The sequence below is a fragment of the Bisgaardia hudsonensis genome (assembly GCF_004345785.1).
Lineage (GTDB): Bacteria > Pseudomonadota > Gammaproteobacteria > Enterobacterales > Pasteurellaceae > Bisgaardia > Bisgaardia hudsonensis.
Map to the genome: position 1 here is coordinate 521,839 of NZ_SLXI01000001.1, position 13,486 is coordinate 535,324.

Annotated in this window: 11 protein-coding genes and 2 pseudogenes; 6 read left to right on the forward strand and 7 right to left on the reverse strand. The window is 32.6% G+C overall.

The features are described from left to right. Positions 1-6: 6 nt before the first annotated feature. The 3 genes and pseudogenes from EV697_RS02440 to tnpA form a co-directional block, all read right to left on the reverse strand. Positions 7-1,323, reverse strand: a complete 1,317-nt coding sequence (locus EV697_RS02440) for a periplasmic substrate-binding domain-containing protein (RefSeq protein ID WP_132022162.1) — start codon at positions 1,321-1,323, stop codon at positions 7-9. Continuing rightward, positions 1,320-2,264, reverse strand: coding sequence for a ThiF family adenylyltransferase (locus EV697_RS02445; RefSeq protein ID WP_132022164.1), 945 nt, complete (start codon positions 2,262-2,264; stop codon positions 1,320-1,322). Before EV697_RS02445 ends, EV697_RS02440 begins: the two co-directional genes overlap by 4 nt. Before the next feature lie 325 nt (positions 2,265-2,589). Continuing rightward, positions 2,590-3,045, reverse strand: a pseudogene (gene tnpA, locus EV697_RS02450) (IS200/IS605 family transposase). 550 nt (positions 3,046-3,595) lie between these two features. Between tnpA and EV697_RS02455 the strand changes: the two are divergent. From EV697_RS02455 to EV697_RS02465, 3 genes are all read left to right on the forward strand, one after another. Then, positions 3,596-4,183: a recombinase family protein gene (locus EV697_RS02455; RefSeq protein ID WP_132022166.1), complete on the forward strand. Its 588-nt coding sequence runs from the start codon at positions 3,596-3,598 to the stop codon at positions 4,181-4,183. Between the two features lie 98 nt (positions 4,184-4,281). Continuing rightward, the gene (gene mobH, locus EV697_RS02460; RefSeq protein ID WP_132022168.1) at positions 4,282-6,192 is read left to right on the forward strand and encodes a MobH family relaxase; all 1,911 of its coding nucleotides are present in this window, start codon (positions 4,282-4,284) and stop codon (positions 6,190-6,192) included. 134 nt (positions 6,193-6,326) lie between these two features. After that, a complete protein-coding gene (locus tag EV697_RS02465; RefSeq protein WP_132022170.1) occupies positions 6,327-7,115 on the forward strand; it encodes a tyrosine-type recombinase/integrase in 789 nt (262 codons plus the stop codon). Positions 7,116-7,390: 275 nt separating this feature from the next. Here the strand turns inward: EV697_RS02465 and EV697_RS02470 are convergent, their stop codons facing one another. The 3 genes from EV697_RS02470 to EV697_RS02480 form a co-directional block, all read right to left on the reverse strand. Then, a complete protein-coding gene (locus EV697_RS02470) occupies positions 7,391-8,065 on the reverse strand; it encodes a hypothetical protein (RefSeq protein ID WP_132022172.1) in 675 nt (224 codons plus the stop codon). A gap of 404 nt (positions 8,066-8,469) precedes the next feature. Further along, entirely contained in the window at positions 8,470-8,871 is a 402-nt protein-coding gene (locus EV697_RS02475; RefSeq protein ID WP_132022174.1) for a MerR family DNA-binding protein, read from the reverse strand. Between the two features lie 16 nt (positions 8,872-8,887). Next, positions 8,888-9,517: a cation diffusion facilitator family transporter gene (locus EV697_RS02480; protein ID WP_132022176.1), complete on the reverse strand. Its 630-nt coding sequence runs from the start codon at positions 9,515-9,517 to the stop codon at positions 8,888-8,890. Between the two features lie 161 nt (positions 9,518-9,678). Here EV697_RS02480 and EV697_RS02485 point away from each other — a divergent pair, with 161 nt between their 5' ends. Together EV697_RS02485 and rluB are read left to right on the forward strand one after the other, a co-directional pair. Next, on the forward strand, positions 9,679-10,302 hold the full coding sequence (locus tag EV697_RS02485; RefSeq protein WP_132022178.1) for an L-threonylcarbamoyladenylate synthase: 624 nt from the start codon (positions 9,679-9,681) through the stop codon (positions 10,300-10,302). Between the two features lie 218 nt (positions 10,303-10,520). Further along, a pseudogene (gene rluB / locus EV697_RS02490) lies at positions 10,521-11,441 on the forward strand (23S rRNA pseudouridine(2605) synthase RluB); the annotation flags it as partial. Positions 11,442-11,519: 78 nt separating this feature from the next. On the opposite strand, the gene EV697_RS02495 reads toward rluB, so the two are convergent. Next, positions 11,520-12,728: an aromatic amino acid transport family protein gene (locus EV697_RS02495; RefSeq protein ID WP_132022182.1), complete on the reverse strand. Its 1,209-nt coding sequence runs from the start codon at positions 12,726-12,728 to the stop codon at positions 11,520-11,522. A gap of 277 nt (positions 12,729-13,005) precedes the next feature. Here EV697_RS02495 and ribH point away from each other — a divergent pair, with 277 nt between their 5' ends. Continuing rightward, on the forward strand, positions 13,006-13,479 hold the full coding sequence (gene ribH / locus EV697_RS02500) for a 6,7-dimethyl-8-ribityllumazine synthase (RefSeq protein WP_132022184.1): 474 nt from the start codon (positions 13,006-13,008) through the stop codon (positions 13,477-13,479). The last annotated feature ends 7 nt before the right edge of the window (positions 13,480-13,486 follow it).

Genomic DNA, 13,486 nt, shown 5'->3' on the forward strand with positions numbered 1-13,486 from the left:
TAATCCCTAGAAATTATAAACACCTTTATCACTAATATAGAAATTTTTTAGATGTGATGACTTCATGTAGATAAATCTTCCCCTACAAATTGGTAAGCATAATGCATGAGACAATAAATATTCACTTTGATTTTTATAATCATCTTCCGGGCCTTCACTATTCAATATTTTTAAATATTGCTCTATATCTTTACTATCAAGATAAGACATATAAAAAATTGACAAATCATAATTATTTTCTGTTAATAATACACTTAATGTTAGATAAATATCATATTTAGACTTATCTATTTTGCAGTAAGTATGTATATCAAATCCATGTAAATTTATTTTTAATCCTAGATTAGAAAGAAAATCACACAAGACAAATATAATATGTTCATTTGGATAATAATCCAAATATGCTATATTAATCTCTTTAGGGCTAATATTGTTAACTATATGACATTCTTTATATTCAAGATCATTGTCAAAAAAATATCCATTTAATGGTGATAAAATATTTAAAAGATTTTTATTTATATAATCTGTTAATAGTTTTTTAAAAGCAGACTTAAATATGACAAATTCCTTTTTCATCCCTAATATAAAAAATATGTTTGATTCTTTATTTATTACTTTTTCATGAGCCACCAATTCATTAGGGAAATATGTACAGCTAGTCACATCAACATTACCCTTTCTATACAACTCTATTGGATAGTAAAGATTCTTATTTACTATAAAGTTAACATACTTTATATTTTCATATTTATTTAAACAATAACCATTTCTTTCTAAGGTAATTTGATATTCTTTTATTTTAAATATTTTAAATTTACCATTAGATACATGTAATTCTGGATAATTATTCTCATTAAAATAAACAGGTGAGAATTCAACATTAGAAAAAAGATCACAATAATCAACCTGTCTATTATAGACAATCTTTAACATGTTTTTATCTACGATATCAATAATACCGATGTCCCCGTGATGAATATCATCATATAATATCGATGGCACCCCCTCAATAAAATCAAGGTAGTAAGAAAACATTGTTCTATTCATTATTTGATAGAGGAGTGTTTTATAAATGCTTGTAGATGTTAGCTTCTGACCATTTGAGAAAAACAGCCCATCAAAAAGCTCAAGAGTTATTGAATGATCTTTTGTATTTAAATAATGATTTTTTATATAATTACTGCTATAAACACCATCCTTTTTATTGAATAAAGGTTCATACAACATAGAAGCAATGCATCTTGAGGAAAAATCTTTACACTCAAAGGGAAAAGATAACTCAAATTCTGCATCTAGTAAAATATTGATATAATTTTTCATATAACTTCACACTCAAATGTTTGAAAATTAAAAATTTTCCTGTAGTAGAGGTTTTCGATTCGAGGATTTATAAAATATTGAAGTATATCTTGGCACATCATGCTCCCTATCATCATATTAGTTGTTGGTAGCGATCCCTTAATTGGTTTACTAATTAAATTTGGAGACTTATCATATTTCTTATTGCTTTCAACAAATGGATATATCGATATAGGCCCCCAAAATCCACTATTTATTCCTACACCACAGTTAATGCTAGGTATTTCTAATAGAGTGGATACATCAAATATAATTCTTTCTATATTTTGGGGAGTATCTAACGCATTTATTATAAAATCGGGGCAGTAATCTATACATATAGATTTTAAAAGAGAGTGATTATCAATATAATCTCTAGAATTTTCAATATTTAAATTACCATATATTAACTTTAACCTATCCCTTACAGCATCAACTTTATATAAACCTACATCATCTTTTGTAAATAAGATTTGTCGATTTAAATTAGATTTATCAACAATATCTGAATCAACAATAAAAAAATCTTTTATACCTAGTCTCAGTAGGTTATCCAAAACAACGCATCCAATACCTCCAACCCCTAATAATAGAATTCTACTATTCGAGATAGTATTTTGAATATCAATTGGAGATCTAGGGTCTCTAGAGTCCATTAAACTTTCAATGAGGTAAATATTTCTGTCTAGTTCAGAATTCTCATAATAATGAGTATAGTTTTTTATAATTAAATTATGTTCAATTAAAACTTCTACTAGGTCATTGGGTAAATCGCTTAAAGTCCATTCCCTTTTTTTTAGGAGAGAAAAATACGTTTGATCATCATCAAAAATCTCAACACATTTAGTACCTAAAAAAATTTTGGTACTCAACTCATCATAGTGCAGTAAAGCATCTGTCTTTAATTTATAATTTTTTCCCATTTTATAGTTCCAAACCTATTGACAATAAACTAGCTTAATAGTATAAAAATGATGCTTGTAAAGCAAGCAAAAACTCCTTTTAACTATAAAAGGTCTATATTCATTACTCTCTAAGTGAGGATATTTATGAACAATAATGCAACTCAAAATAAACCAATGAAAGTTACTGCAAAACATGTTAGAGAAAGCACTACTCGTTGCTAGTTTCTTTTAACTTCAACGCCCGTGAAACGGGCGTTTTTTCGGCTACCTTATAAAGGCCTAGTACTTCATATGCCCCTCAAGGAGCATGTGAATTCTGACAACCGTTCAATAACTCTCTGGCTCACCCCTTAAAGGGATCAATATATTCTTTCTTCGATAAATTATCCTGAATCATATCTTCCTTTTCCTGATTTCGGATATATTCCTCTACAACTTTCGTATTTAAACCTACTGTACTTACATAATAGCCTTTCGCCCAAAAATTTCGGTTCCCATACTTATATTTTAGGTTTGCATGCCTTTCAAAAATCATTAACGATGACTTGCCTTTTAAATACCCCATAAAACTTTAGACCGACAATTTCGGAGGGATTTTGAGTAGCATATGAATATGATCTTTCATCGCATGGGCTTCTATTATTTCCACATTTTTGTAATTACATAATTGCCTCAATATTCTCCCTATATCCATTCGCAATTTTCCATAAATCGCCTTTCGTCTGAACTTAGGAATAAAGACAATATGATACTTACAGTTCCATATAGTCTTTATTCCGGTATATAGAAGAAAAACAATTTATGGCGTATTAGAGAATATAAAGATTTACTGTATTTGTAGTAAATTATTACATTAACGATTTTTCTAATTGATTATTTAAAGCATACAATGCTGGATATTTTTCTCTATTCCTACTTACACAAATTAATACAGATTTGCTCACACACTGCATCAATACACATGCTCCTTGAGGGGCATATGAAGTACTAGGCCTTTATAAGGTAGCCTAAAATTGCCCATTCAATGAGCGGATTGTTATGATAACTTAGCCTTTCTCATAAGCCCCATAATGTGTATATATCTACGCCTACCTTTTTTGAACTACAGTTAGGAAAAGTAATAGGCTGTATGTTTATATAGAAAGGTGAAATAAACCTAAGAATCATTTTTCCCCTGATGAGAATTAATTTTCCCAAGTTCTAAAAAACGAACGTTTTTTTGACACATTTTGAAAAACAGAAAAATATTCATTTTTACCTGTATTTTCAGTTCAATAACTCAGTTTAAAAATCTATGTTCATAAACTCATTTGGATATTGAGTTTTTATACTATATAGGTGGAATTATTATGTTAATTGGCTATGCTCGAGTTTCAACAGAAGAGCAAAATCTAGATCTTCAAATTGATGCACTTACCAAAGCAGGATGTGAAAAGATATTTACAGATAAAGATTCTAGAACTTTATTTAATCGTTCTGGATTATTAGAGGCATTGGAATATTTAAGAAAGGGGGATACTTTAGTTATCTGGAAATTAGACAGACTCGGAGGTCGAACAAAAAATCTGCTAGAGCTGTTTGATGTTCTGCAACAAAGGAATATCAATTTGAAAAGTATAAAGGATTCGATTGATACTGGCTCAGCAATTGGTAAATTATTTTTCCATTTTAGTTCTGCGTTAGCAGAATTTGAAGTTGATATGCTTAGAGAAAGGACACGTGCAGGTTTAGCAGCGGCAAGAGCACGTGGGCGATTAGGTGGAAGACCGAGATCTCTCAGTGAAATTCAAAAACAGCAAGCTTTTGATTTATATTACAGTAAAAAACACAGCGTAGATAGTATCTGTAAAACTCTCTCTATATCCAAGGGAACATTTTACAATTACCTGAAAAAGGAAAAATCCTTAAACGGCAAAAAGATAAAGGAAAGCCCCTAAGGGCTTTTAAGGGTAATTTTTCCAAGGGGAAAGGTCTTACCCAAAAAGGCGAAAAGGCCAAAGGGCTAGTTCTTCAACAATATTATAGAGATTATGTTATGTTGAAAATATTCAATAAATTTTTTAAAAAAGAACCATCATTATTACCAGGAACAGAGTTAGATACTCACTTAGTTCAGGATAAAGATGGTTGGATTTATCCTAAAAATGCAAATGAACTACTTAATACTAATTTACGCAGAAAATATCTTGGATTGCTTTGGCAACAAGTTTCTATGGATAGAAAGATGTTCAATGTGCTTTACCAGAAACCAATAGAAAACTATGCTGAAATTGTACAATTATTACCAGCTTCAGAAGCTCATCATCATTCGCATATAGGTGGTATGCTTGATCATGGTTTAGAAGTTATTACTTTCTCAGCTAAATTGCGCCAGAGCTACGTTTTACCCCCAAATGCAGCCCCCGAAGATCAATCTAAACAACGTGATGCTTGGACTGCAGCCACTATTTATATAGCTCTTGTGCATGATATTGGTAAGGTTATTACAGATGTTGAAATTATTTTGAAAGATGGTACAAGGTGGTTTGCATGGAATGGAATACCATCCCAGCCTTATAAATTTAAATATATTAAAGGTAGAGACTATGATTTTCATCCTGTTATAGGTAGCTTTCTTGCTAATCAATTAATTCCTAAATCTGCGTTTGATTGGATTGCACAATTTCCTGAAGTCCTATCATCCTTAATGTATGCAATGGCGGGGCACTATGATAAGGCGGGATTATTATCTGAAATCATACAAAAAGCTGATCAACATAGCGTTACAGTTGCCCTTGGTGGTGATGTAAATAAATTGGTACAACGCCCTGTTAATTCGCTTGCCAAGCAGTTGGTTATGGCATTGCGTTATTTATTGGAACATAAAATTAAGTTAAATACTCCTAAGGGACCTGCCGATGGTTGGTTTACAGAGGATGGATTGTGGTTAATGAGTAAGACTACAGCTGATAGTATTCGTGCTTACTTATTAGGGCAGGGTATCTCGGTACCTAAAGATAATGGAAAATTATTTGATGAAATGCAATCATTAGGGATTGTTGAGGCAACTACTGAGGGGACAGCAATATGGCATTGTCGAATTCAAGCTGATTCAGGTTGGACTCCTCCTTCATCATTTACACTATTAAGAATTAAGCCTGAAGTCGCTTGGGAAAATATAAGTATTAGACCGCAGTACTTCGCAGGTAAAGTTAAAATAGAAGATAATTCACATGTAAATGAAAATTTATCTAAGCCAGAGCAAGATGTTGTAGTACCAAAAAATACTCCGACATTAGAAGTAAAAAATATGCGGGCAGAAGCTAAACCAATTCATAAAATTGAAGAAAATACATCTTTAGTCGGAATGGAAAATGACTTAACAGAACAATTGCTAAGTATGTTTGATGTCAATATTAATGCTGAAACAGAGCAAAATAACACATATATTGAACCAGTAATTGATAATATAGAACCAAGTAAGATTTGCATTGAAGCAGTCAATGATATAGAGAACGTAAAAAAACAGCCCAAATATAATTCTACGGCGATAACAGTTAAAGAAGATTCTCATTCAGGTAAAAAGTTTGTGGATTGGTTAAAGAAAGGAATTGCTCAGAATAAATTTGCAATTAGTAAAAATACTGCTAAATTACATATTGTTGAAGGTGCATTATTTCTTGTGTCTCCTGCTATATTTGAGCAATTTTTGCAAGAGAATGGATTATCCTACGATAAAGATTCTATTACTAACTTACAATATAAATTTCAAGATTTGGGATTGCATACACCTAAAAATGTAATGATAAAAGGTAAGCCTGATAGTATAAATTTCTGGCGTTGTGCTGTAACTGGTCCAAGAAAAACTTCATATTTAACAGGATATTTGATAAAAGATACTAGTCTCTTTTTTGGAGACAAAGTTCTTTTAAATAATTTATGTCTAACTTTGCAAAAAGAGGAATAGTTGTATGAATAAATCAATATCTTTTAATGAACTATTAGAACAATTTTTTTTTCTATCGTAGTTATCTACGCCCTGAAACAAAGCGTAGTTATCAAAACGTAATTAATATTATTCAGAAAAGATTTTCTGATAAAATGGCTGAAAATATTAGTAATATCGACTTAATTATCTGGAGAAATGAGATTCTTAATGTAAAAATAAAGCCTGTTACCTGGAATAATTATGTCAGGCATTTAAAAGCTATCTATAATGTTGGTATTAGATACAATATTATTCATATTCCAAGCAATCCATTTTATGGATTATTCATCAAAGAATCCAAACGTAAGAAAAAAACGTTATCAAAAGAGCAATTAGATAAATTAAGCTATACTTTAGATGGAAATATTGAATTGCCTGAAATGTTAAAGCCAAGCTGGTTTATTAATTGTCTAGTAATGACATTACGCTGTACGGGAATTCGTCGTTCTCAACTGGTACAACTACAAATACAAGATGTAGATCTTAGTCGTAAGATTATCTATATTTCTCCAGAAATTAACAAAAACCATGATTACCACATGGTTCCAATATCAGATAATTTGTATCCTCACATAGAGCTTTTATTAGGGAAGTTAAAAGAGCGGAAACAACTATTAAATAGCCAATTATTCAATTTTAACTTATTTTCTATAGCTACTCGTAGGAGAGGGAAAAATATGAGTGTCAATCAGGTCACCCATATTTTTCGGTGTATATCTAATGTTGTTGGATTCACATCATCTCCGCATCGTTTCAGACATACAGTAGCAACCTCACTAATGAAAAATCCTGAAAATGTTTATGTTGTACAAAAATTGTTAGGACATAAAGATATTAGTGTTACATTAGGGTATATTGAGCATGATGTAGAAATGCTAAGAGATTCTGTAAATTTATTGTGACGTCTCAAATAAGGCGTTAATTAAAAGATAATAAGTTTCAGCGATCAATTGATGAAATATTGATAGGAATTAATAAAAAATGAAGGGGAACATAAGTTCCCCATTACAACATGTTAATGTTAGCCGCGCCTAACAACCCAATTTTAATTTGGTTCGTACAAGTACTCGGATCCCTGCATTTTAAATGACCGAGGGGACATTCTCCCAGCCATTCACCCTTACACTATAAGGATGATATTTCTGTATTCTATAGAAAAAATAACTAATGTCAATACTCATTTTTTAGTTTTAGGTAGAGGACCAAACAATGTTAATGCAGAAATTCTTGCATTAGGGTAAAGCTTTTTCAATATGTGTTTTGCGCTAGCTAGTGTTAGCCCAGATGTAAAAATATCATCAACTAGCACTATATTAGTAGGAGAATAATTCTCAAATATACTCGTGGTGCCCGATATTTTGTAAATAGGGAAAAGATAATGCCTATATTGAACTTTTACATTTTTGATACTGAGTGTTTCTTTATTTCTATTTAAAGCTGTTTTAATGATTTGTTTCTCTTTATCTGGAATAGCTTCATTTGAAGAAATTAGCTCAATTATCTCTCCTGGGGTCTTTTTAACAATATAGTTTTTAATATCGAGAATATTAATATTATAGATCTTCCGTATTATTTTGGATATATCTAAAGGAATACTACAACTGGATGACATTGGAATAATGAGGTCAAAATTACATTTATCACCGAAATAATTTACAATTGAGCGGCTAGCATAATCATATAATTCATCAATAGTATCTTTTTTAGTTGTAAGATTATCGCTATTTTTCATTGCATATAACATAGGGCAATTATCGCCAAGTGGTCGATTACGTGAACGACGAATAATTTCTCTCTGAATAATTGAATATAAATAGTCATCTTCCCATTGAGCACATTGAATTTGGGGCACATTAGTTTTGTTAGATATGGTTACAACATTGTTCTCTATTATAAACTTCATCGAATGCATTTCAGTAATCAAAAAATTAGGTAAAAGTATATCAGATATGTGGAGCATCATACACTATGGGGTCATAAAATATTAGGAATGAGCCTTACACAATTTGATCATATTTTTACATTCAGACTTTACAAACATAAAAAAGCTATGTAAGATTGGAAAAGTTGATTAAATAATCAATATAATGCCCTATTCAGGATGTATTGGCTAGGTACATCCAAGTAAGGGGAAATATTTTAGTGATTTACTAGAATATCTTCCTACGCACTTGATTCAAAATCCGCCGCCCTTAAAAGCGTGCCGGTTCGAGTCCGGCCACTGGCACCAATAGCTAAATTCATTTCTACTTATGATTATTCCTCTTTAGTTAGATAGGTCAATACTTTGCATTGATGCACTTGATTGTTTGAACAGTTTTCCAAAGTAAGTAGGGTCTGTTTAATTTCCTGCAGTTGATTTATTTTCAATTCTACATTTTTCAAGTGTTTGGCGACGAGATTGTCAGCATCGTGGCAACTGTTTTGAGGCTGATTTTGCAAATTACGCAATTGTTTGATCTCTTGGATGCTAAAACCTAGAGAGCGACAAACTTTGATAAAATTGAGTTCTTGCAGGCTTTTATTAGTAAATAAACGATAGCCGTTTGCTCCTCGTTTGGGAGGAGTAAGAATACTGATAGATTCATAATATCGTATGGTTTCTGGCGACAATCCTGTTAATGTACTTAATTCTTTCTTTCTTAAAAATTGCTTCATATTGAGATATCCTCTATTAGTGTCTGCAACAGATGTTTGGTTTAGTGCGTTGTGCTAATTCTTGATGAGCTTGTTTGATTATTTGGATACCGGAAGATAATGCCAAATAACTCATAATTACAGCAACTACTAAATCGGGATAATAGGTTCGAGTTAGATAAACGCCATAAGAAGCAAATACCACAGCAATATTGCCTAAGGCATCATTACGAGAACACAACCATACACTTCGCATATTACTTTCACCATCACGAAACTGATATAGTATTACAGCAACTATCACATTAACTAACAACGCTAATACACCCAAGATACCCATGTCACTATAACTGGGTAGCTGTCCTTGAAAGAATTGATACACAGTTAGACAGGTTACTAATCCGCCTAATACTATCATGGAATATCCTTTTATAATAGAAGCTTTAGAACGGTAATAAATGCTCATGGGCAAAACAGTTAAACTGATACCATAATTGGCTGCATCACTAAAAAAATCAATACTATCGGCAATCAATGAAACCGAGTCCGCCTTTATACCAGTAAATATTTCCATAATAAACATAGTGGCATTGAGTATTAAGGCTATCCATAAAATACGTTTGAAACGTGGAGTTTTAATGGTGGGAATATTGTGTAAACAAGCCATAGGGATATCCTTTCTAAAGAATCATTCGAGTTTAAAGAATTATCCAAGCATAAAGCTTGTAGTAGATACAAAGTCAACTCTAATATAATAAAAGATCTTTTCCCAATAAAAATGTATAATTAACCAGTTTTATTGATTATCAGTAAGAGATAGGTGGCGTTGTGAGTCAATTTTTTTATATACACCCTGAAAATCCGCAAGTGAGGTTAATTAATCAAGCAGTGGAAATTTTGAAAAATGGTGGGGTGATTGTTTATCCAACAGATTCTGGTTATGCGTTAGGTTGTATGATTGGCGATAAGCATGCGATGGATCGGATTGTCACTATTCGTCAGCTCCCTGAGGGGCATAATTTTACTTTGGTTTGTAGTGATTTGTCGGAGTTGTCTAATTATTCTGTTGTAAATAATACGGCTTATCGCTTACTGAAAAATAATACACCGGGGCGTTATACTTTTATTTTGACTGCGACGAAAGAGTTGCCACGTCGTTTAATGACATCAAAACGAAAAACTATTGGTATTCGTGTACCTGATAATCAAATTGCATTAGATTTATTAAAAGCATTAGGCGAGCCGATTTTATCTTGTTCGTTAATGTTACCAGGGGAAGAATATGTAACGCAATCTGATCCTGAAGAAATTCGTGATCGTTTGGAAAAACAAGTTGATTTAATTATTCACGGTGGATATTTAGGTCAAGATCCGACAACGGTCGTTGATTTAACGGGCGACAGTCCTGTTATTTTGCGTGAAGGTAGTGGGGATATTACACCATTTGTGTAATCTACTATTTTTACTTTATTAGACGCTTGTGAAAGCGACAAGGAAAATTTATGAGATCAAACAATAAGCAACAATTTAAACCACAGTTTTCAGAAAAAAGAGAACAACAGGGTGGCTTTCACTCCCCTAAAAATGAACGAGATAAGAAGCAAGAACGTTATTCAAGAAAAGATAATGAGCAAGGTGCGGTCAAATCTAAACAAGTTTTTAGAAAGAATGTAAAAAACTCGAAACCTTCAAATAAGCCCGTTTCTAGTACTGTTTCGTTAAAATCAGGTAAAGTGGAAGGAGAAAAATTACAAAAGGTATTAGCGAGAGCTGGTCAAGGATCTCGTCGTGAGTTAGAAACAATGATTTTAGATGGTCGTGTAAGTGTTGATGGTAAAATTGCAACGTTAGGCGATCGTATTGATATTAATTCTGGAGTAAAAATCCGTATTGATGGGCGTTTAATTAATTTACTGCACGCTCAAAAAGAATTATGCCGAGTGCTAATGTATTATAAACCTGAAGGGGTGCTATGTACACGTAGTGATCCAGAAGGACGCGCAACAGTATTTGATCGTTTACCACGTTTGACTGGAGCTCGTTGGATTGCAGTAGGGCGTTTAGATATTAATACATCAGGATTATTATTATTTACTACTGATGGAGAATTAGCAAACCGTTTAATGCACCCTAGCCGAGAAGTTGAACGTGAATATTCAGTACGCGTTTTTGGACAAGTGGATGATGCAATGATTGCCCGTTTACGTAAAGGTGTGCAGCTTGAAGATGGACCAGCACAGTTTAATTCAATTAAGGTTGCTGGAGGACAAGGGATTAATCAATGGTTTGATGTTACCTTAACAGAAGGGCGTAATCGTGAGGTTCGTCGCCTTTGGGAATCGCAAGGGGTTCAAGTCAGTCGTCTTATTCGTATTCGTTATGGGGATATTAAATTAATGAAATCTCTGCCACGTGGTGGTTGGGAAGAAATGGATTTAGAAAATGTGAATTATTTACGTCAATTAGTGGATTTACCACCTGAAACTGAAAGTAAGTTAGATGTAACAAAACCACGTCGCCGAGCGAAAACAAGCCAAATTCGTAAAGCGGTAAAACGTTATTCAGAAGTCGCAAAACGTTATAAGAAATAATCTAGCTATAAAATTGTTAAATTAAAAACAGCACCTTATTTGGTGCTGTTTTTTTGATCTTAATTAATTGATTGTATCTTAGCCTGCAACCACAGGGAGATAGCCAGCTTGGATTAAGAAAGGTACATTCATAATTAACACTCCTAGAATAAGGGCGATAACTAATCCTAGATTTCCTCCGAAAACACGGTATTTTAAATCAGGGTATTTTCTTCTTAATACAAATGCCATACCTACTGGTAATACTAAACCATAGAATGTAAACATTTGTCCTGCATAGCTTAATACACCTAAAAAATCACGATAGAATAATGCAAAGAGTAAAACTGGCACAAAAGTTAGTAAGCTAAGTGAAATACGATTAGCATTAATATTAACTCGTTTTAATAAATCATCAAGACAATCAACAAGTGCTAACGCAACACCTAAATAAGACGTAATCAGGGCTAATGCAGAGAATAAACGTACAAATTCACTAATAAAGCTACTTCCTGTTGCTTGTAATGTTGCTGCAATTAAGCCATTTAATGTTGGATCTTGACGGATAATTTCAATAAATTGTAATTGTGAAAATACGCCATGTGTTGCCATTTGCCATAGAATATAAGCTACTAATGGAATAGCCGTACCACCGATAATGGCAATACGTAAACGACGAATATCGCCATCTAAGTAATTATTGATACTCGGGATAACTACGTGGAAACCAAATGAGGTAAAGAATACTGGGCTAGCAGAAATAATAACTAAATATTTTAATGGTAACGCACCTAAGTTTTCTGAAGTAACCAATGGTAACATCATTAATAGAACAAAAAAGAACGCAACTAATTTTACTAAGAATAAAATACGAGTAAATGCATCAACCGCTTGTGTTCCGATAGTAACAGCAATAGCAAAAACTATAACAAACAGAATAATTGAAATACTTTCCGCATTTTCACCTAAGAAATCTAGGAAGGGAGCAAGTAAATTTCCACCCCCCAGTGCATACACAGTCAGAATGGCGTACATAAAAATCACTAAGGAAAGGGTAGCGAGTATTCTACCGATGATGCCAAAATGTTGTTCTGCAAGTGTGGCGATACCTGCATCTTGTCGTTCTGCTTTTTGATAAACTTCGACAAATAGCAAAGCACTGTATGAAAGTAGTAGCCATAAAGTAAAAAGTAAAAGTAATGTGTAACTAAATCCCATTTCTGCGGAGGTAAGTGGCATAGCTAACATTCCAGCGCCAATAGTTGTTCCTGCAACAATTAGAGCACTGCCAAAAGTTTTATTTTTCATATGATGTTATTTCCTGTATAAAAGTAAAATAAAAAAGATGGTTGAATTCTACCGCACTTTTTTTTATAAGTGTATTATTTTTTTTACAGATTTGTATAAAATAAATTACGAAGTCTATTTTTTAATAATTTTTGGTAGGCTGCCTAGACTATCATATTATTACTAAAGTTGTTATATGCTATTCGTTTATATTTAATCGAAAACTCTTATTATATACATTAATGATTTATGATAGAATTTATCTCTAATTATTAATATAGACATAAAAGGAAATATTATGAAAATATTGGAAGGTGTTGTTGCTGCGCCAGAAGCAAAAGTTGCGGTAGTTATTGCTCGTTTTAATAGTTTTATTAATGAAAGTTTATTAGAAGGCGCTTTGGACGCATTAAAACGTATTGGGCAAGTGAAAAATGAGAATATTACTTTAGTGAGAGCTCCTGGGGCTTATGAACTCCCTCTAGTTGCAAGACGTTTAGCCGAAAGTAAAAAATATGATGCCATTGTTGCTTTAGGAACGGTTATTCGTGGAGGTACTGCTCATTTTGAATATGTAGCAGGTGAAGCCAGTAGTGGATTGGGGCAAGTGGCGATGCAATCTGAAATACCAGTAGCATTTGGCGTATTAACAACAGAAAATATTGAACAAGCTATTGAAAGAGCTGGAACTAAAGCGGGTAATAAAGGGGCTGAAGCGGCATTAGTTGCATTGGAAATGGTCAATTTATTAAAGCAAATTGAAAAGGCTTAAATTTTAA

Bases quoted from the DNA above. Each gene is read 5' to 3' on its own strand.
- EV697_RS02440 (WP_132022162.1), bottom strand. From the start codon at position 1,323: ATGAAAAATTATATCAATATTTTACTAGATGCAGAATTTGAGTTATCT.
- EV697_RS02445 (WP_132022164.1), bottom strand. From the start codon at position 2,264: ATGGGAAAAAATTATAAATTAAAGACAGATGCTTTACTGCACTATGAT.
- EV697_RS02455 (WP_132022166.1), top strand. From the start codon at position 3,596: ATGTTAATTGGCTATGCTCGAGTTTCAACAGAAGAGCAAAATCTAGAT.
- mobH (WP_132022168.1), top strand. From the start codon at position 4,282: ATGTTGAAAATATTCAATAAATTTTTTAAAAAAGAACCATCATTATTA.
- EV697_RS02465 (WP_132022170.1), top strand. From the start codon at position 6,327: ATGGCTGAAAATATTAGTAATATCGACTTAATTATCTGGAGAAATGAG.
- EV697_RS02475 (WP_132022174.1), bottom strand. From the start codon at position 8,871: ATGAAGCAATTTTTAAGAAAGAAAGAATTAAGTACATTAACAGGATTG.
- EV697_RS02480 (WP_132022176.1), bottom strand. From the start codon at position 9,517: ATGGCTTGTTTACACAATATTCCCACCATTAAAACTCCACGTTTCAAA.
- EV697_RS02495 (WP_132022182.1), bottom strand. From the start codon at position 12,728: ATGAAAAATAAAACTTTTGGCAGTGCTCTAATTGTTGCAGGAACAACT.
- ribH (WP_132022184.1), top strand. From the start codon at position 13,006: ATGAAAATATTGGAAGGTGTTGTTGCTGCGCCAGAAGCAAAAGTTGCG.